This is a genomic window from Vibrio cyclitrophicus (genome assembly GCA_023206055.1).
Taxonomy (GTDB): domain Bacteria; phylum Pseudomonadota; class Gammaproteobacteria; order Enterobacterales; family Vibrionaceae; genus Vibrio; species Vibrio cyclitrophicus_A.
The window spans coordinates 1,554,088-1,573,799 of the sequence record CP065366.1; the positions used below are offsets into that span (position 1 = coordinate 1,554,088).

Here is a 19,712-nt window from a genome sequence, read left to right on the forward strand (position 1 = left end):
GATCAACGGATATGACCGAGACAGCATTTATTAATTACGTGAATCAATTTGGTGAGCATCAAAAACGTTCTATGTTTGGAGGTATTGGCCTCTTTCAAAATGACGCTATGTTCGCTTTGTTGAGTGAAGGTTGTTTATTCATTAGAGGTGGAAAGTCATTAGATAAAAAACTGACGGGTCTTGATTGTGAAAAGTATCGTCATGTAAAAAAACAGACAACAGCTACCGTAAACTATTACGACATTACGGATCTGTTTACATGTGAACATCCTGAATTGGATAGTATTATTCGTACTTCAATCGATAATTCAATTCAGCAGCGTAGCTTCAAGAAATCATCAGCTAGCCGTAGATTAAGAGATCTACCAAACATGCAGCTTACGTTAGAGCGCATGGTTAAAAAGGCGGGTGTGGATGATGTTTCAATGTTTATGCAGTTGGGCGCGCCTGAAGTGTTTAATAAGGTTCGCGAAGCGTACGGAAACGATGTTGACCTAAAACTACTTTGGAAATTTGCGGGTGCAATTGATGGTATTCACTGGAAACTATTACAAGAGCCACGCAAGCAGCAATTACTAAAGAGCTGCCACTAAAGAAGTTTGCCTTATATGCTTAAGATTACTGTTAATAAATAAAAACCGAGGAATGTCCTCGGTTTTTTTGTTTCTGTCTTAGCAAGTTTGAGAAGCTAAGTGCTCATTAAGAGCTAGTTTGGCTTTAAGTCTTAGTACTTGAAGCGAGCGGTGAACATAAGTTGATCACCGTAGAAGTCGTTAATACGAGCTTCAGCGCCTAGAGAGAAAAGCTCTGTAGAGTGGAAACGCGCGTAAACAGAACCTGTCCAATCATCGTTGTCATCGATAGAAACGTAACCACCTTTACCACCAACTTCTAGTTGTGGACCAAGCCATTGGCGAACACCAATGTTGATTTCCATACCGATATCAGTAGAGCTTGAGTTCTCAGGCTGAACGATACGAGCTAGCATTTCACCTGTTAGGTCTGCCCAGTTGTTTAATGGAGCGTGGAAACCAAGACCTACAGCTGAGTCGTAATCACCTTCAAATTCTGAATCGATACGTGCTATAGCGTGAGCGTTTGGGTGAATTGACTTACTGAACGCACCACCAAATGTTACTGGGCTAGCACCGATACGTGCTTCAAAGTAATCATAATTAAAGTTGCTCATTACCTGTGGTTGTTCATCAACAGCTAGTGCTTGACCAGAAGCCAATAGCATAGCGGTAGTAAGTAGAATTTTGCGCATAACGACCGTAAACCTATATTAGTGTTAATTCCTTTGGTTTGAGACAAATCGGCAAACCATAAACATTGAGACAGTTTAATCTAACTCACGGAAAAGTAATCCATTAAAATGTAAATCCTTAATCATTTAGTTAAAAAACAAGCAAATTAAGGATCAGTCTGTAACGGAGATCTCATGTTTTAGGGCGAATAAGAAAAATTGACCAGCTAATCATTCAAAATTTGTATGTGTTAGGGCGGTTCTTATATCGGATATCGCTTTTCTTAATGTCTATTAATCAATTAGCGCTATTCACCAAAGCTGGCGCGTTTATCGGCCATTGAAGTCAGTATACGCTCGGTATCTAAGATGGAAGTCCAGTTAAGTAATTGCTTGTCGTTGGCAATGACATAATCAGTCAGTTGTTGATTAATCGTGTCTCTCAGTTGGTCGCCTTGCCAAGGTTTTGAAATATAGAAATCCAGCGCAGCGTTGTTAATGGCCGTGACAGTATCTTCAAGTCCAGCTTGTCCGGTAAGCAACAGCTTACGTGTTGGCTTAGTCACGTCGTGTTGGTTGAGTTCTATCAGAAAATCGATCCCTGTTTTGTCCGGCATGATGTGGTCGCATAAAATTAAGGCGAGCTTAATACCATCTTGGCCCATTTCTTTGATTACTTGTTTGGCTTCATCGACCGATTCGGCTCCTTCAACAATAAAGTTTTCTTCAAATGGCGCTAAGTCTTGAAGGACACTGTTGAGAACTTCAGGCTCATCATCGACACATAAAATTAGGTACTTATTCATGAGGTGCTCCTTCTTGTTTGAATGGAAGCCACACTTGCATATTTGTGTAGCTACCTACCTCTGACTCCACCAAAATAAAACCTTGATGAGCCGAAACGATTTGTTGAGAAATGGATAACCCAATCCCTAAACCAAAGTTGCCTTCTTTTTTGGTCGTGAAATTTGGGTTGAAAATGGTGTTGATGTCTTCTTTGGCAATGCCGTGTCCAGTATCGGAAATTTGCACTACAAGAAACGTGTCGTCGCCTTTAGTCTGTTGGGAGGTAGCAATGGACACTTTCCCTCGTTCAGAAAGGGCATCGAGCGCATTGGAAATGAGGTTGGTCCACACTTGTTGCAGTGAGAGCGACTGGCACAATAAGGGCGGTAAGTCAGTGTCGTAATGCTTTTCGAGTTGGTGATGTTTGAGCCTGTTTTCAAAGATTACTAAGGTATCTTCAAGCCCTTCGTGGATATCTGTGTAGTGGCGAACTTCTTCATCTTCTCTGGCATAGCTTTTTAGGCTTTTGACCATATCGGCAATACGCTTACTGCACACTTGAATTGAGCGAATAGAGTTTCCCACATAGTGGTAGTGTTCTAAGTCATTGAGCAGCTCTTTGCCTGCTACTGGAGACTCTTTTAATGTGTCTAGCACCGTAGAATCTTGGCTTAGGTTTAGTCTCACTGCCTTTTTTGCTAGAGCTCGGTCATCGATCGTTGAGGTCAGATGTTTTACGAGCTGTCTTTCTTGAGCTGTTGATAGTGGCTTGGCTAATTTTGAATGCGCTAGCACGTCAGTCCCTTTATTGGACTCTGGAACGGATAGGTTTGCCAATATCTGGTCGAGATGTTCTGACAGAGTTTCAATACTTCGTAAGATAGCGGCAATCGGGTTATTTAGCTCATGTGCGACTCCCGCAACAAGTTGACCCAGCATCGCCATCTTCTCTTTCTCAATCAATTGTTGATGTGCGGACTCTAACGATTCAAGTGTTTGTTGCAGCTTGATCTTATTGGTGATGCTTCGTTGCAAACGGCGATTGAAGTGACGGAGCAGCAGATTAGTAAATAGTGGCAGCAGGGTATTGTTTGAATGCATCACTTGAGCAAAGCTATCTTTATCCAGCTTGATAACGCGTGTTTGCGTTAAGGTTATCGCGGTAGAAAACGAAGGCTCACCAGTCACAAACGACATCCCGCCGACAATGTTTCCCTTAGAGTGACGAACCACTTCTCGCTGTTGCCCAAGTTCATCTTTCTTATAAAGAGCCGCTTCACCCTCAATGATCAGCCATAAAAAACGATTGTCTTCGCCTTCCACAGTGAGCAGATGCTCGGGGGAGTAGTCACGAATGGCCTTAGTTTTGTCATCTTTTGAAAACACATCTTGTAAGGCATTGACGACACGTTCAGCGAGGGCATTATCAGAAAGCTGGTGGTAGTCGTGAATGAACCCCGATTGGAAAGAGTGAATCTTTTGTTCAATGTGCGCTCTGAGTAAGCGCTGTTGATCCAATGCATCACTGTAAGAGAGCAGGTTTTCTGAGTCATATTGGATAACAAAAGAAGTCAGCTCTTTTTGCGCTGATTTGAATAGAACCTGATCTTGAACCGGTTTGGTTAGACAGTGATTGAGTCGACCTTCATTCACAGCGGTTAGAATGGATTGAATGTCTGACGAGGCGCTGACTAATATCGTTCTTGCGGTATTACTATGGGGTAGCTGTTCAAGTTCAATAAGAAATTGTACGCCATTAAATTCAGAATGATGATGAGTGATCACCAAGGCAACGGTTTGGTTGTGATCATGGATATCTTCTAATGCGTGATGTGCGTCTTCTATGTTCTCGGCAGTATAAATATCGAATACAGAAGCCAACGGAGCCAGCTCCGAACGTATTCTTTCAATGCTAACCGGATTATTGTCTAAACAGATAACAGCGTATTGATTCACAGCTCAACCTTAATAGTAGCGACGCTTCTAGCCTAGCAAGAACCGCCGAATAAGGATGAGAGCTAGCCGTTAATTTATTGAGGCAATCGAAGTATCGAGCAATAGACTGATTTAACTCAATGTTTCTTGTTTGCTACTGATGGGTTAGACTAAAAAAAACAGACACGTGTAGAAAGAGAACTCATGGAACAGTTAAGAAAAATTGGCGCAATCGGCGGAGCAATCTCATTGGCACTTTGTTGGCCACTAGCGGTTGGGCAAATTGGACAAAACGCGATTACTGATGGCGTTGCAAAGCTTAACAATTCAAGCATTCAAGCTGAGATCGTGGAATACGATAGAGGTTACCTGTCTTCCAACGTAACCACTCGTCTAACTGTGACGGATGAAAACCTGAAAGAGCAACTTGCGATTGATGGACTGCCGAGTGAATTTGTCATCAATAGTGCAGTTAGCCACGGTTTGGTGAGCCTAAATGCACTGTCGACGTTTGAGAATACCGATATTTTGCCTCTAACTCTGACAACTAGCACTGAGCTAAACGGCAACACTGACTTTAACTTCGAGTTAAGCCAGTTTAATCATCAAGGTTCTGATGAGAATGGCACTTCGGTATCGATCACTAAATCGAATCTTTCTGGCCATGCGACTGTTTTAGGGCAAGTTGATTACGAGCTTTCAATCCCTTCAGTTCAAATTGATTTTGAAACCGGTGAAGAGGTAACGCTTTCTAACCTGAAAGGTGTGGGTTCAGGGCAGCAAGCGAAAGGCTACTGGTTAGGTACTCAGAATTTTACTATCGATAGCTTCTTGGTTTCAGATTCTGCAATGCAGCCTTTCATGACCATTGAAAATTCTAAGTACGATTTTGAATCGCATCTAGATGAAGCAACTAAGCGCCTGCGCAGCAACCTTAAGCTGGATATCGCAAATATAGAGACCAATGAAGGCCAGTTGAACAACCTAAACGTCGATTTTGAAGTGTCGAAATTGGATAGTGAATCGTTTGAGAAAATCTTCGAGATTTACCAATCTAATCCTGTGATGACGCAAGAAGACGTTGCACAGATCATTCCATTTATTGATATCCTGTTTGCTAAAGGTTTCGACCTTTCAATGAACAACATGTCACTAGATCTAGGTAAAGGGCAGTTTGAATCTAAGTGGTTGGTGAGCGTACCGGAAGGGACGGAAAACATCAGCAGCAATCCTTCGATGATCATGCCAGCATTAACGGGTAACGTTCACTCTAGCTTCTCAAATGAACTTGTTGAAGAGTATCCATTCATCCGCGAAGGTATCGATGAATTGCTTGTGATGGAAATGATTAAGGAAACAGAAAGTGGTTATGAAATCAGCGCTGACTTAGAAAATGGAAACCTAGTGTTCGAAAATGGACAAGAAATTCCATTAATCGCTCTACTTATGCCGATTTTTGTTCAATAAACAGAGCAAAGGTTAATACTGATAAGGTGATTTAGCTGATTAAGTTTAAACATTTTATACGGTACAAAACAAAAGAGGTCTTAAGACCTCTTTTGTTGTTTTTATGTTGGGTAAAACATGGTATTACTTGCATAGTTATTATTTAGCAGGAGCAATCATCCCCATGGAACTTACATTAGATAACGTATTCAACTTCAGTGCTGGCCCAGCTGCACTGCCTAAACCGGTAATGAAACAAGCGCAAGCGGACTTCATTGATTGGAATGGTTTAGGGACTTCCGTGATGGAAATCAGTCATCGCAGCAAGGAATTTATTCAAGTTGCTGACGAGTCCGAACAGGACCTACGTGATCTTCTGAACATCCCAGACAACTACAAAGTTCTTTTCTGTCAGGGGGGCGCTCGTGCTCAATTCGCTGCTGTTCCTCTAAACCTTTTAGGTGATGCGACCAAAGCGACTTACATCGATGCGGGTTACTGGGCAGAAAGCGCAGTGACTGAAGCGAGCAAATATTGCGAGATCGATGTATTCAACGCGAAGACGTCAATCGATGGTAAAGCGGCTGTTGTTCCGGCTAAAGATTGGAAAATCGACCCAGAAGCGGCGTATGTACACTTCTGTCCGAACGAAACCATCGATGGTATTGAAATTAGCGAGCTTCCTCAAACGGATAAGCCAATCGTTGCGGATATGTCATCTAACATTCTGTCTCGTAAGATCGACGTGTCTCAGTACGGTGTTATCTACGCCGGCGCTCAAAAGAACATTGGCCCAGCGGGTATCTGCATTGCAATCGTACGTGATGATCTACTCGAACTCGCAAACGACGTGTTGCCGAGTATTCTGAACTACAAAGTACTTGCTGAAAAAGACTCAATGTTCAACACACCACCAACGTACGCTTGGTACCTGTCAGGCCTTGTGTTCAAGTGGCTAAAAGCTCAAGGTGGCGTTGAAGCGATGGAGTTGGTGAACAAAGAGAAAGCAGCGCTGCTTTACGGCGCAATCGATAGCTCAGCTTTCTACAAAAACGATGTTCACACTGCAAACCGTTCTAGAATGAACGTGCCGTTCCAACTGGCGAAACCTGAATTAGATGGCAAGTTCTTGGAATTGGCTGATGCTGCAGGTCTGAAATCGCTAAAAGGTCATAGAGCAGTAGGTGGAATGAGAGCTTCACTTTACAACGCAATGTCTCTGGAAGGCGTTCAAGCGCTGGTTAGCTTCATGAAAGATTTCGAAGAGAAATACGCTTAATAAGCGAGTTCGATGTTTACCAATGAAAAGAGGAGCTTTGGCTCCTCTTTTGTTTCCTATAGAAGGTGAAAATATAGAGGCCTAATTATTTTCTTTGACCATTGAAGCGAAACTGTTGTGGCGTTACATCAAAAGACGCCTTAAAGGCTTTAATGTAAGACGAGTCGTTTTGATAACCGACTTGGTCAGCAATACTTTGGATTGAGAACCCTTCATCGAGCAAAGACAACGAATAAATCAGTCGAATTTGTTGTCGCCATAGCTGAAATGACGTATTGAACTCTTTTGAGAATAAGCGCGACAAGGTTCGCTCTGATGCGCCGACTTTCTCTCCCCATTCCTTCAACGAAAAGTTCAACGTTGGTGCTTCTGTCAGCGCTTCAAAGATAAGCTTCAAACGTCGGTCTTCGGGCAGTAACAATTGATAGGTCTGAACGTTGTCTTTCATGATCTGATCGTGCAATACCGAGAGCAATCGCGATACCTCTTCATCACTCACTAATCCTTCGCACTGTCTGCGAATTTCCTGCAATAACTCATTCAAAAACGGCGTCAGGGTAATGGTTCGAACTTGAGGTTCATACTTAATACCAAAGGCTGGATTAAGGTAAATACCGACAAACGTCGTATGGCTGAGTGCTATAGATTCATGTTGAACCCCCGCAGGCATAAACAAAGCAGAAGTATGGGGCACAAGATGCTGGTAGTGCTCGGTTTTCGTTTGCAGTAGGCCTTTGATCGGGAAGATCACTTGATGCCACGTATGTTGGTGCATTGCATCGACGTATCCCTTGGGCATGTCGATGGTCTTCACCAACGCGGGCGAATTCGGGTTGGCGACCATCATCTCATTTGAGGTGATGATTCCGGAGTGAGAATCTATTTGGCGGGTTGGCATGGTTAACTGTCTTTATGTCCCTATTCTGACGTAGTGAGACTAGGCTATCATGCCCGGCAGAGTGAATGAAGTGGAGAGGGTACACGTATGCGATATCAAGTTGAAATATCGAAAGAAAACCAACTACTATTCAAAGTCGATATTGAAGGCATTAACCAGAATAAGTGTGAAACATCGCTCGAAACGGTCTTGGCTAAGTTACCGAAAATAGAAGGTTATCAGCGTCATGTATTGCTTTCGAACAGCGAAACACGTTATCTAAAGAGCACTGAAAACCACATTGAAGTATTAGCAGCGGTTCCGGTATTTAAATCACTGGGTGAGCAATAAGTTGGCGTTAGCTCGTATAAAACAGCAAATAAGTTTCAGGTGAGAAGGAAGAGATATGAAGAAGTTAGGTGTAGTAAATAGTGTATTGGCTGGTAAAACCGTTACTTTTGCGCACGGTGCAAACAGTGCCATTGATAAGCAGGTTTTGTCGGAGCGCCAGCACGCCACAGAGTTGGGTTTTACCAACGATGAACAAGGCGACCCTCGCTTTCATGGCGGCATTCAAAAAGCTCTTCATATCTACCCGAGCGAGCACTACCCAGTTTGGCAGCAAGAGCTGGGTGACAAAGACATCTTCCAATCTGCAGGTGCATTTGGCGAGAACCTAAGTTCAAGCGGGATCACGGAACAATCTATTTGTTTGAAAGATAAGGTTCGTATCGGATCAACTTTATTGGAAGTCTCACAGGGACGTATGCCTTGTTGGAAGCTCAATGTGCGATTTTATCAAAACGATATGGCAAGAAGACTGCAAGAGACACTTCGAACGGGGTGGTACTTCCGAGTATTGGAAGAAGGTGATATTGGCGCGGGCGACGAGATCATTTTGTGTGAAAGACCTTACCCAGATTGGTCGTTAGCTCGTATCATGGGCGCGGTATTTACTGGCAGCCTTGATAGAGAAGAGTTAAGTCAGATGGCTGACCTTCCGTTAGTCGAATCTTGGGGGGCGCTCGTTGCACGACGTCTTGAAACGGGCGAAGTTGAAGATTGGGAGATGCGTTTAGTTGGTCCTACAGCAGCATCATAAGCCTTGATGACAAAAAGCAATAAAGCCCACTAATGGAAGTTAGTGGGCTTTATGTTTATACGTTCAGTTTAACGTCAGTCTTAATTGGCAATTAGAGCCAGAAGTTCTTCAAAGGCATCTCAGCGTCAAAGTGATGAGCTATCTGTGCTTGGAGAAGCTCAGCGGTCGCAATAGCGTCAGTTAGTGCATGATGTGGTGTGTAGTCGGGCAGGTGGTATCGACGACGACTTTGACCCAGTCTCACTGAAGCTGGCTTCTTACCTTTTAGCTTATTCCATAAGCCGCCAGCCAGTTTATTTTGGATCTGAGATTCAATCTCGAGCGTGTCGAGGACTGGGAACTCAATGCCTTCACCGAGTCGCACTTTCAATGCGTTATCCAAGAAATCACGTTCGATACGGCGATAGTGAACCACCGGGATATGTCCCGCCATTGATTCTAATATCTCGCCCAACACTTCGCTAAGGTCTGGCGCATCAATGATGTCATTGTGAGTGATACCATGAATCACGACAGACTCTTCTTCCAACTTCTGCTTTGGTCTCAGCGTCCAGTGTTTGGCTTGTCGTAAGTAAATGCGATTTAGTGTAAACGGCACTAAACCAATGGTAATGATGCCGTCTTTGTTTGGGTTTAACCCCGTGGTTTCAAAGTCGACAGCTAAGAACATCACTTCTGAAAGTGGCGTATCAGGCGCAGGAAGAGGCTGGCTATAAAAGTGCTTTAAGCGCTCGTCTCTTGCTCGTTCTAGTTTCTGAGCAAACTTAAATGGCCAATCGACCGCAGGTGATCTGAATAGTTTGTTCATAGACCCTACTTAAACTTATTGCTGGCTTGATAACGGAACTTAAGGAAGTTTTGCGCATTACTTAATATTTGGAATGCATCCTTTAGGTTACGTCGTTCGAAGTCAGACAGGTTCTCTGGTTCAATGTTGTTATCAGGCTCGATATTGTTGTCGACATCGTGTGCTTGGTGACGAATACGAACCAGAGAGATGAACTCCATGGCGTCTTTTAAATCTTGTGCTCTGCCTTTTGGCAAAATACCTGCGTCAATAATGTCATCTAAACGTTCGAATGAGTTTTTAGAACGAGAAGCGACAGCCAAAGAGTGTACACGAATCAGATCCGCCAGCGGTGCCGTACCACGACGCTTAAGGTTGATCGAGTTGTTGTGGCGACCATCTTTCTCCATCACGAAATCTTTGAAGAAGCCCAGTGGCGGAGTGCGGTTGAGCGCGTTACGAGCAAGACACGCCAAGAAGCGGTTGTTCTTACGTGCACGCCTTATGATGAAGCTATTCAATTGCTCAGCCCATTTCAAACGACCATACACGCCATCTAAATCAAAGAAGATAGAGGCGTTCAGCAGCGCTTTCGGGTTTGGATCATCAATCCAATCAGCAAAGCACTCTTCCCATTGTCGGCGTGTCATGCGCCAAGTTGGGTTCGTCGCCATGATGTCACCTGTACAATATACATAGCCACACTGGTCTAAGCCGTCGCAGATGAAGGTTGATAGCTCTTCAAAGTACTTGCCGTGTTTTTTTTCGTCGTAGGTGTCATCAAGAATGATGGCGTTATCTTGATCAGTGACAAGCAGTTGCTCATCACGTCCCATAGAGCCAAGCGCAAGGAAACAATACGGAATCGGCGCTTTACCGAGTTTTTCTTCACCCAGCTCGATAATACGTTGTTTAAAGCTGCGGCCAATTACTGACATCGCGGTGCCAACCATGTGGGCGTTGGCATCTTCATTAACCAAGCGTACAAAGCTGTCTTTTACTTGTTCGGAAAGTACTTTCAGGTCTTCGATACTTTGTTGTTGGAAGATACTACTTACCAACAACAGTGAGTTTTGAGATTCGTAACGTACAATATCGGTTGCTTCGATAATACCAATCGGCTTCTTATCTTTTAGTACTGGCAGGTGATGCACGTTGTAGCGAAGCATGGTCATCATGGCTTCATATACGTAAGCATTGTGATCGAGTGAGATAACCTCAGCGGTCATTACGCTAGATACTTCATCCGATGGATCCAGGCCCTCGGCAAGTACACGAGTACAAAGGTCACGGTCAGTGATGATGCCGATCACTGGGGTTGAGTCATCTTCATCATCTTCAACGATATCGGGATCGATGATTAGCAAAGACGAAACATTATCTTGCGCCATCATGGTCGCAGCTTGCTGAATAGTGCGCGTTTTTTCGATCATCGGCGCTTCGCTGGTCAGCAGCGTTTTGACCTTGGATGTTGTTAGGTCATTAGCGTCGTTGCTGTCTAAGTTCGCCTGACGCAGTCGTGCGTTATCTTCTACTTCGACAAAGTCGGCGAATGAATCATAGTTGTCATAAAGCTCTTGGAAAATAGGCCCGGGGATACAGTAGAGGAGGGTATCTTCAGTCGCTTTAACTGGGAAACGCACCTTGTTGTTGGTCAGCAGGCCCATTTGACCGAATAAGTGGCCTTCATCAAGGCGGTTATAGAGTTCGCCTTTGCGACGGTAGACTTCTACTTCGCCACTTCGAACCATGTAAAAGTCATGAATTTGATCACCAAAGTGAATGATAGGGGTATCTTGGCGGTAATAAGAAATTTCCACGCTACTGGTCACTTTCGCCAACATCTCCTCAGGGAGTTCTGTGAAAGGGGGGTATTGTGCCAGAAAGTTTTGAATCTCTAATAACTCAGCATCCATAATGATCATCCATTGGTTTGTATGATTTCATGGTACAACATTTGATAATATTTTGCCGTCACAAATCAATCTGTGAGCTAAAACCTTTTTAAAGTCTTATGGATAGACTAACCTTTCAGTTAATGGAGTGACAGTTTAAGGATGATAGGAATGTCGAAGTGGAAGCTTAGTTTTGTATCTGCGGTTTTTTTGTTTTCTCCAAGTTTGTGGGCGGACACTAACGCGGCGGATATTCTTGATTATGACCATGTTTATGCCACAGCGCATTCGGGCAGTTTAAATGAAGATGCAGGCAGTAATAACAATGCCTCGTCGTATGGATTAGGCGTCGGTTACGCGATGACGGATGATTGGTTGCTGCTGGGAGACTACAGCGCACGCTTCATTCACCCTGATGACACCACAACTCGAATTGATACGCTGATGCCAGGTTTTGGTTACCGTTACAGCATTAAGAAAGATTTAGATATAGTGGCTTACTACCTGCTTGGTATCACTAAAGGTAAGGTTGAAGATAATGATACCAACCGAACTGAATCTTCAGACACTGAGTTCATCCAAGGGATAAAAGCTGAGCTTAACTATGGCTTTGCGAAACGTTGGATTGCCAACGGTAGTGTGCAAGTGAATCGAAGTGATCTGTTTGATGAAGAGATCTATCACTTAGGTTTACGCTATCTAGTGACCAACAAGTTTGCGATTGGTGGGTCATACCAACATCGAGATGGTGAAGGTAAGATTCGCAGTGAACGAACTAATGAGTTAGGTGTTGAGTTCTTCTTAGAGTATTAACCTATTGAAGCGTTTAGCGCTTTAACTACAGAACAAGTGGCAGACACAATAAAGCCAGCTTAATCGCTGGCTTTTGCATATCTATTGGTCTGCAAGTGCAGGTTTCTGGACTGCAAATACGGGTTTCGCTTTACGATTAAAGAACCGCAGCGATGCCTTTACATAGAGGACCCATGTTTGACTTAGTCATACCAGCAACACTGATACGGCCAGAACCAACAATGTAGATAGCGAATTCGTCTTTTAGGCGAGTTACTTGCTCTTTGCTTAGGCCAGAGAAAGAGAACATGCCGTTTTGACGTTCGATGAATGTGAAGTCTGCATCAACACCTTCTGATTTCAGGGTTGTTACGAATAGCTCACGCATCTCTTGGATACGGTCGCGCATTTCTGCCACTTCTGCTTCCCATTCAGCACGTAGATCAGCATCACCAAGGATGTGAGTTACTACAGCGCTGCCGTGCGCTGGTGGGTTAGAGTAGATAGAGCGGATGATGCTCTTAACTTGAGAGAATGCTGTTGTTGCTACGTCTACAGACTCTGCAACCAATGTGAATGCACCAACACGTTCGTTGTACAAGCCAAAGTTCTTAGAGAACGAGCTAGCAACAAGAATTTCTTTGTTGTACTGAGCAAAAATACGCAGGCCAGCCGCATCTTCTTCAACGCCTTTTGCAAAACCTTGGTAAGCAAAATCGAATAGAGGAAGCAGTTTCTTCTCTGCTACTAGTTTAGCCAGTACTTCCCACTCTTCAGTTGTTGGGTCGATACCTGTTGGGTTATGACAGCAGCCGTGAAGAAGAACGATATCGCCTTCAGAAGCTTTCTCTAGGTCGGCAACCATGCCAGCGAAATCTTTGTCTTTAGTTTCAGCGTTGTAGTAGCTGTATTGAGCCGTTTCGATACCTGCAGCAGCGAAAACGCCGTTGTGGTTAGCCCAAGTTGGGTTACTGATCCAGATTTTCACGTCGCCCAGTTGGCGCTTGATGAATTCACCCGCTACGCGAAGTGCACCTGTACCACCAGGAGCTTGTGCTGTTTTAGCGCGTTGAGATGTTACGATCTCTGCATCTGCACCGAAAAGAAGCTTCTGAACCGCTAGACCGTATTCAGCTGTGCCTTCAATCGTTAGGTAAGATTTGGTTTTTTCGTTTTCAAGAAGTGCAGCTTCTGCTTTCTTTACTGTTTTAAGTACCGGTGTTTGACCATCTTCATTTTTGTAGATGCCAACACCAAGGTTGATTTTCTCTGCACGAGAGTCTTTTTTAAACTCTTCAGTAAGGCCGAGGATAGGATCGGCGGGAGCAGCTAACACTTTTTCAAACATAATCTTCATCCATGTCAATTGAGAGGGGATAGTATCTATGGGTAGTTATACCTGTATGGAATTTTTAAGACAATACGAAGTGAACAGAAAGGCTAAAAAAAATCCATTTCAATTAGATTTATTGACTAAAGAGGGTATTTGATAACAAAACACCCTACGGATTAACCTATAGGGTGCAAGAAGTTAGTGATTTTTGAAGAGATTAAGCGGGTTGAGCAATAAGGCTTTCGCGTTCGAGTTCACTCGCGATATTTTTGCCATCTTTATAGGTTGCAGCAATCGAAACAAACGCGTGTTCAACCGCTAGAAAGGCGTCGACAACCTGTGGATCAAAATGTGTCCCATTACCTTCTAAGATAATTTGTTTCGCTTGCTCATGAGTAAAGGCTGGCTTGTAGACTCGCTTCGAGATGAGCGCATCATAAACATCGGCTAATGCCATTAAACGACCCGATAACGGAATCTCTTCACCAGACAACTGATTTGGATAACCGCTGCCGTTCCATTTCTCGTGATGAGTGAGAGAAATCTCTTTCGCGACTCTTAAGAAAGAGCTGCTTCCTAACTGTCTCTCTGCAATAGATAACGCTTCTGCGCCAATAGCAGGGTGACCTTTCATTATTTCAAATTCTTCGTTAGTCAATTTGCCCGGTTTTAATAACACACTGTCAGGCACACCCACCTTGCCCACGTCATGCAGTGGCGCGGACTTATAAAGCAGTTCGATATAGTTGGGTGTTAATAAGGTCGCGTGAGCTTCCGATTTGCTGAGCTCTTGCGCGAGAACCTTAACGTACTCCTGAGTTCTTAGGATATGTGCGCCCGTTTCATTGTCTCGAGATTCAGCAAGTGCAGATAGGCTGACAATCGCGACGTCGCGAGTGGTCTTAACTTCGTTTTGTGCTGTTTCAAGGCTATCAAGCATGGTGTTGGTCATTGATGCCATTGACCCCAGCTCGTTGTAACCGAAAATAGGTAAACGAACACCTTGCTCGCCTTTGGTTACTTTGTTCAATGCACACTCTTGGCTAAGCAAAATGCGTTTAATCAGTTTGCTCCAAAGTGTCATGATGATGATTGCGTAGCCACCCAGTACCACCGCCAAATAAATGAATTCTTTGATCACACTGATCTTGCCAGAGCCATCCAATAAGCGGCCAGGGTTATGTTCTAACCAGAAGATGTCTTTAACGGCAACCATCGTTAACATTGTGGTAAGGGTGATAAGAAGCACTATGACCAAACCAATCATCTGTTTAACTAAAGAGCTTCGCTCGCCAATCAGTTGAAAATCAAACTCTCCAGACGCTTCCATTTTATCCATTTGAGTCAACTTGGCGTTCAGTTGGAGAATGGTTCCGGTAAAGAAGCCAAACAGTGTCATACCGAATAGCACTTTCAAATTACTATCGATGGTGAAGTCGTAGCTTAGGTTGTAGTAAAGCGCGAAAGGGACACTCGCAGCAAAAAATAGCAAAGTATCGAGCTGTGCGAATCGACCTTGTTCAACTAATGCGTGTTTCGCTAATAGGAAATGGCGAGTTAGCCAAACCAAGACGAAAACGATACTGACTTGAGTGAAAATTTCCAAAGTTGTTAGGGTTTCGAGCATAGGGCATACCCGACTGCCGTAGGTGCCAAAAAGCACGCCAGCGGCAACGTATAACTTAGTCGTTAGCGATTGATTATAATTTGAAGTATCCATCGATAAGCCTTTGTTCTCATTCTTATTAGATTTACGCATTCATTGATTCACGACGTTATAATTGCGAATGGTTAACATAGCTAGCGTGAATAAGATCGGGAATTCTATCGATAGCTTTGGTGGATTGATACAAGAAACTGGTTTGTGTTCGTGATTTGTTAGCTAGGTGGGGGTTATTGCAGCATTCTTATGAAGATACTTGAATAGCCTCGGTCGAGGTTTGAGGCTATTCAGTCTGCGTTCTGGGTTAGAATCGCGAGTGATTGATTTCGCTATCTACTTTAAAACAATTACTTTTTCAGGTTGATTTCAGCTTCGATAGAACCTGTTTCAATCTCAGGGTGAGACGCTAGTTTGTCTGCTGCCCATTGGTTAAGGTGTTTCAGAATTGCAGACACTGCGTGTTTTTCCGTTGGTGTTTGGTCTTGATCGATATCGATCTTTTGTTTTGGATGTGAGCCTGTCGCATCTTCAGCAATATGAAGCCAATCTGGGTGCCAGTAATATGGCTGGCCGCTCGGTGTTGTCCAACTGTGAACACCGTTTGACTCTCCTTTATAACTTAATTGGTCTGCTTCTATTTTTTTCATTGTTATCTCGCATGTTTTTGGGTTACATCAAATTATTGAGGTAGAAAGCCAACTTAGCTCCTGCCTTGGATACAAACTTAGCAAAGCTTACAAAGTTATCTGTGAACTGATTCACACTATTATAGAAATTAGGTTCATTCATATGGATAGCAGCAATAGTTGTTAGCGTTAGTGATAAAATCTCCGGCTTATTGGAATTTCTCTAGGTAGTACAATTAGATGGCGCGTTATGAAGAGCTTGCAAAGGATATTCGAACTCAGATCGCTAATAACACGTGGCGATCCGGGGAGAAGATCCCTTCTGTGCGCATGAGTTGTCGTAATTACAACGTCAGCAATAGTACTGTTTTACAAGCCTACCAGTTGCTAGAAAGCGAAGGGTGGATTATCGCTAAGCCTCAATCGGGGTATTTTGTTGCGCCAAGACTGGAAGGCGTTGATTACGCACAGCCACTCGTTAGTGAAAAGAAAGCCATTAATGACCGCTTATTTGATTTCTTGAAGTCGAGTTCAGCCGAAGGTGTGATTCCTTTCGGTTCTGCATTTCCTGATCCAGACCTTTTCCCTTTACCGACGTTAACTCGAAACCTTGCCAGCGCAGGTAGGAAAATGACTGGCGCCAGTGTGATCAATAATTTGCCACCGGGCAGTGAATCCTTGAGAAGACAAATCGCGCAGCGCTATTTGCAACAAGGCATTACGGTTAATTATCAAGACATCGTGATTACATCGGGTGCTATGGAAGCGCTCAACTTGAGCCTGCAAACGGTCACTAAGTCGGGTGATAACGTCGTGATAGAGTCTCCCGCATTCTATGGCGCTCTGCAGGCTGTCGAGAGGCTAGGGCTTAACCCTATCGAAGTTGATGTTTGCCCAATTAATGGATTGAACATAGAGCAGTTTGAAAACGCACTACAAAACCAAGATATAAAAGCGTGTTGGTTGATGACGACTTTTCAAAACCCAACGGGAACCAGTTTGTCGGAACAGGCAAAGCGCCGTGTGGTAGAGATTGCAGAACAACATGAAACCTACATTATTGAAGATGACGTGTATGGCGACCTTTATTACGAAGGGCATAAGCCGAAGCCACTTAAGGCCTTCGACAAGACCGATTCCGTCTTGCTTTGTGGGTCGTATTCAAAAAGTTTGTGCCCGGGTTATCGAGTAGGCTGGGTTGTGAACACGCGTTTTAACGATGCGATTCAAAAGTTACAGCTTCTTTCTACGCTATCGAGCAGCACTCCTGTTCAACTTGGCGTCGCCCATTTCTTAACGCATGAAAGCTACGACAATCACCTCCGTAAACTGCGTAAAAACCTTTTAGTCAGAAAAGAGCGATTTATCGATGTCATTAAGCAGTACTTTCCGCATTCAATAGAGATTGAAGAACCAGCTGGTGGCTACTTGATATGGATTCGTTTCTCTGAAAAATTCGATAGCCAACAATTTCATCAACTGGCTATCGAGCAAGATATTAGCGTCGCATCAGGCGATCTGTTCAGTGAGCAGGGAAGAGTGGATAACGCGATACGATTGAATTTTTCTTATGAACTCACAGAAGAGAAGGAACAAGCACTTATCTTGCTTGGCAAACTGGCACATCAACTTACGCATTCGTAAAATCTTAAGTCACTCATAAAACTGACAATCATTTCAACTGTACGGGTTGTTTGTGGTGCAACTGTACGCCTTGTACAACAAAGAGTTGTGATTCAATACAGTTAGACCAAATATTGGAGATACCGTTATGTTGAAAATGACTATGGGAAATGAAGTTAAGCTGATTATCGTCGCGATTGTATGCGCGCTTCTGCTTATTCTCGGCCACGTACTGCTGGCAAAAGCATTCGCTGATATGGCGTGGGCGGAATACACCACTGCGGCTATCCCGTTCGTTATGATGGCAATCTGCGGTCTCGCAATAAAATACGCTATCGACCAAGATGTAGATTAGCCTTTGAATAACGAATCTCAGATGGTGGTACGCAGAAGCAGCCGTCGTCTCGTTTTATTCCGAACATAAAAAAACCTCCGCAAGTGCGGAGGTTTTTATTTGTTTTTAACTTTTAATTTCGACTAAGTATCGAATTAGAAGTTTGCAGAGCGTGGTGTACGTGGGAATGGAATCACGTCACGAACGTTGCCCATACCTGTTACGTAAGACACTAGACGCTCAAAGCCAAGACCGAAGCCTGCATGAGGCACTGTGCCGTATTTACGTAGGTCGCGGTACCAGCTCATGTGCTCAGGGTCGATACCCATACCAATCATGCGCTCGTCTAGAATGTCTAGACGCTCTTCACGTTGTGCACCACCGATGATTTCACCGATGCCTGGTGCAAGTACGTCCATTGCTGCAACTGTTTTGCCGTCGTCGTTTAAGCGCATGTAGAAAGCTTTGATGTCTTTCGGGTAGTTCTTAACGATAACAGGTGCTTTGAAGTGCTCTTCAGCTAGGTAACGCTCATGCTCAGAAGACATGTCGATGCCCCACTCAACGTCGAATTCAAATTTCTTACCAGAATCTAGCAGGATTTGGATTGCGTCAGTGTAGTCAACTTGTGCGAAATCAGCGTCTACGAATTGCTCTAGACGAGTGATTGCTTGCTTGTCGATGCGAGAAGCGAAGAACTCAAGGTCGTCACGGCGCTCTTCAAGAACAGCTGCGAAAACGTACTTAAGCATGTCTTCAGCCAGTTTCGCTACATCGTCAAGGTCTGCAAACGCAACTTCAGGCTCAACCATCCAGAACTCAGCTAGGTGGCGGCTTGTGTTTGAGTTTTCAGCACGGAACGTAGGACCGAACGTGTAAACTTTGCTTAATGCACAAGCATAAGCTTCAGCATTAAGTTGGCCAGATACTGTTAGGAAAGTTTCTTTACCGAAGAAATCTTCGTTGAAGTCAACTTTGCCTTCGTCAGTGCGAGGTAGGTTTTCCATGTCTAGCGTAGATACGCGGAACATTTCGCCAGCGCCTTCTGCATCAGATGCAGTGATAAGCGGAGCTGAAGTCCAGAAGAAGCCTTGCTCGTGGTAGAAACGGTGAATCGCTTGCGATAGACAGTTACGTACACGTGCTACTGCGCCAATCACGTTTGTACGTGGGCGTAGGTGAGCAACTTCACGAAGGTATTCGATAGAGTGACGTGTCTTAGCCATTGGGTAAGTGTCAGCGTCTTCAACCCAGCCTACAACTTTAACGTCAGTTGCTGCTAGTTCGAAGTCTTGACCTTTCGCAGGAGACTCAACAATCTTACCAGTTACTTCAACAGAGCAGCCAGTTGTTAGCTTTAATACTTCGTCTTCGTAATTATTAAGATTATTAGGAACCACGGCCTGAATCGGGTCGAAACAAGAGCCGTCATAAATGGCAAGGAAAGAGATTCCAGCTTTGGAATCACGACGTGAACGGATCCAGCCGCGAACAGTTACTTCACTGTCTACCGCTAGCTTGCCGCCAAGTACGTCTGTTACAGGCGCGTAAGTCATGTTGATTTCATTCTCCATTGAGGGACAAATTCAACTCAAAGTCTCTGGCATTGCTGCAAACAAACATACATTTGCACAATAATTAGCCGAAACATTAAGTTGTATAAACTTTTTAAATCGATTGAACATATTACCTGTCATACCGACAGCTTCAACCTTTATTCTTGCTTGGTGAAAGAAATATTGTGTCTACTGACGATAAAACCGTTTGAGGGTGTGTTTTTTGTTCGATCTTCGCGTCCGCCTTACCTTTCAACCCTATGTGAGCTGTTGAACGAGCAAGGCGCAATCGAAACCTTTGTTTTCAATAATGGGAGTGTGATTGTGTTGAGACTCACTCTATATTGGCGCGGATTCAGTCGTTTTGGACTTGAACACCTTCTTAATTTCCCACTAAAGCAACAAGAGGAGTTTAATATCTACGTGTTAATT

At 43.9% G+C, this 19,712-nt stretch carries 18 protein-coding genes; 8 read left to right on the forward strand and 10 right to left on the reverse strand.

The features are described 5' to 3' along the window. Nucleotides 1-11: 11 nt before the first annotated feature. Nucleotides 12-593 carry a TfoX/Sxy family DNA transformation protein gene (locus tag ITG09_07005; GenBank protein ID UPR53365.1) on the forward strand — a complete coding sequence of 194 codons (582 nt, stop codon included), beginning with the start codon at nt 12-14 and terminating at the stop codon, nt 591-593. A 131-nt stretch (nt 594-724) separates the two neighbouring features. Here ITG09_07005 and ITG09_07010 read toward each other — a convergent pair whose 3' ends face one another. From ITG09_07010 to ITG09_07020, 3 genes are all read right to left on the reverse strand, one after another. Then, a complete protein-coding gene (locus tag ITG09_07010) occupies nt 725-1,267 on the reverse strand; it encodes a hypothetical protein (protein ID UPR53366.1) in 543 nt (180 codons plus the stop codon). A 287-nt stretch (nt 1,268-1,554) separates the two neighbouring features. Beyond that, nucleotides 1,555-2,052, reverse strand: coding sequence for a response regulator (locus ITG09_07015; protein UPR53367.1), 498 nt, complete (start codon nt 2,050-2,052; stop codon nt 1,555-1,557). After that, complete coding sequence (locus tag ITG09_07020; protein ID UPR53368.1) at nt 2,045-3,988, reverse strand: cyclic nucleotide-binding domain-containing protein; 1,944 nt, start codon at nt 3,986-3,988, stop codon at nt 2,045-2,047. Before ITG09_07020 ends, ITG09_07015 begins: the two co-directional genes overlap by 8 nt. A gap of 183 nt (nt 3,989-4,171) precedes the next feature. Between ITG09_07020 and ITG09_07025 the strand changes: the two genes are divergently transcribed. Together ITG09_07025 and serC are read left to right on the forward strand one after the other, a co-directional pair. Further along, on the forward strand, nt 4,172-5,434 hold the full coding sequence (locus ITG09_07025) for a DUF945 family protein (protein ID UPR53369.1): 1,263 nt from the start codon (nt 4,172-4,174) through the stop codon (nt 5,432-5,434). Between the two features lie 163 nt (nt 5,435-5,597). After that, complete coding sequence (serC, locus tag ITG09_07030; protein UPR53370.1) at nt 5,598-6,692, forward strand: 3-phosphoserine/phosphohydroxythreonine transaminase; 1,095 nt, start codon at nt 5,598-5,600, stop codon at nt 6,690-6,692. 85 nt (nt 6,693-6,777) lie between these two features. On the opposite strand, the gene ITG09_07035 is transcribed toward serC, so the two are convergent. After that, a complete protein-coding gene (locus tag ITG09_07035) occupies nt 6,778-7,590 on the reverse strand; it encodes a helix-turn-helix transcriptional regulator (GenBank protein UPR53371.1) in 813 nt (270 codons plus the stop codon). Between the two features lie 87 nt (nt 7,591-7,677). On the opposite strand from ITG09_07035, the gene ITG09_07040 reads away from it, so the two are divergent. Both ITG09_07040 and ITG09_07045 read left to right on the forward strand, forming a co-directional pair. Next, nucleotides 7,678-7,920, forward strand: a complete 243-nt coding sequence (locus ITG09_07040; GenBank protein UPR53372.1) for a hypothetical protein — start codon at nt 7,678-7,680, stop codon at nt 7,918-7,920. Nucleotides 7,921-7,975: 55 nt separating this feature from the next. After that, nucleotides 7,976-8,671 carry an MOSC domain-containing protein gene (locus tag ITG09_07045; GenBank protein UPR53373.1) on the forward strand — a complete coding sequence of 232 codons (696 nt, stop codon included), beginning with the start codon at nt 7,976-7,978 and terminating at the stop codon, nt 8,669-8,671. Nucleotides 8,672-8,762: 91 nt separating this feature from the next. On the opposite strand, the gene ITG09_07050 is transcribed toward ITG09_07045, so the two are convergent. Both ITG09_07050 and ITG09_07055 read right to left on the reverse strand, forming a co-directional pair. Beyond that, nucleotides 8,763-9,479, reverse strand: coding sequence for a 3'-5' exonuclease (locus ITG09_07050; protein UPR53374.1), 717 nt, complete (start codon nt 9,477-9,479; stop codon nt 8,763-8,765). Nucleotides 9,480-9,484: 5 nt separating this feature from the next. Continuing rightward, nucleotides 9,485-11,374, reverse strand: coding sequence for a cyclic nucleotide-binding/CBS domain-containing protein (locus tag ITG09_07055; protein ID UPR53375.1), 1,890 nt, complete (start codon nt 11,372-11,374; stop codon nt 9,485-9,487). A 150-nt stretch (nt 11,375-11,524) separates the two neighbouring features. Here ITG09_07055 and ITG09_07060 point away from each other — a divergent pair, with 150 nt between their 5' ends. Beyond that, nucleotides 11,525-12,166 carry an outer membrane beta-barrel protein gene (locus ITG09_07060; GenBank protein ID UPR53376.1) on the forward strand — a complete coding sequence of 214 codons (642 nt, stop codon included), beginning with the start codon at nt 11,525-11,527 and terminating at the stop codon, nt 12,164-12,166. A 136-nt stretch (nt 12,167-12,302) separates the two neighbouring features. Here the strand turns inward: ITG09_07060 and ITG09_07065 are convergent, their stop codons facing one another. The 3 genes from ITG09_07065 to ITG09_07075 form a co-directional block, all read right to left on the reverse strand. After that, complete coding sequence (locus ITG09_07065) at nt 12,303-13,493, reverse strand: aspartate/tyrosine/aromatic aminotransferase (protein UPR53377.1); 1,191 nt, start codon at nt 13,491-13,493, stop codon at nt 12,303-12,305. Between the two features lie 202 nt (nt 13,494-13,695). Continuing rightward, nucleotides 13,696-15,237 carry an HD domain-containing protein gene (locus tag ITG09_07070; GenBank protein UPR53378.1) on the reverse strand — a complete coding sequence of 514 codons (1,542 nt, stop codon included), beginning with the start codon at nt 15,235-15,237 and terminating at the stop codon, nt 13,696-13,698. A 251-nt stretch (nt 15,238-15,488) separates the two neighbouring features. Continuing rightward, nucleotides 15,489-15,788, reverse strand: coding sequence for a hypothetical protein (locus ITG09_07075; protein ID UPR53379.1), 300 nt, complete (start codon nt 15,786-15,788; stop codon nt 15,489-15,491). A 219-nt stretch (nt 15,789-16,007) separates the two neighbouring features. Between ITG09_07075 and ITG09_07080 the strand changes: the two genes are divergently transcribed. Beyond that, nucleotides 16,008-17,411 (forward strand): PLP-dependent aminotransferase family protein, encoded by a 1,404-nt coding sequence (locus tag ITG09_07080; GenBank protein ID UPR53380.1) that lies wholly within the window; start codon nt 16,008-16,010, stop codon nt 17,409-17,411. 127 nt (nt 17,412-17,538) lie between these two features. Continuing rightward, on the forward strand, nt 17,539-17,745 hold the full coding sequence (locus ITG09_07085) for a hypothetical protein (protein UPR53381.1): 207 nt from the start codon (nt 17,539-17,541) through the stop codon (nt 17,743-17,745). A gap of 134 nt (nt 17,746-17,879) precedes the next feature. On the opposite strand, the gene asnS is transcribed toward ITG09_07085, so the two are convergent. Continuing rightward, the gene (asnS, locus tag ITG09_07090; GenBank protein UPR53382.1) at nt 17,880-19,280 is read right to left on the reverse strand and encodes an asparagine--tRNA ligase; all 1,401 of its coding nucleotides are present in this window, start codon (nt 19,278-19,280) and stop codon (nt 17,880-17,882) included. Nucleotides 19,281-19,712 lie beyond the last annotated feature (432 nt).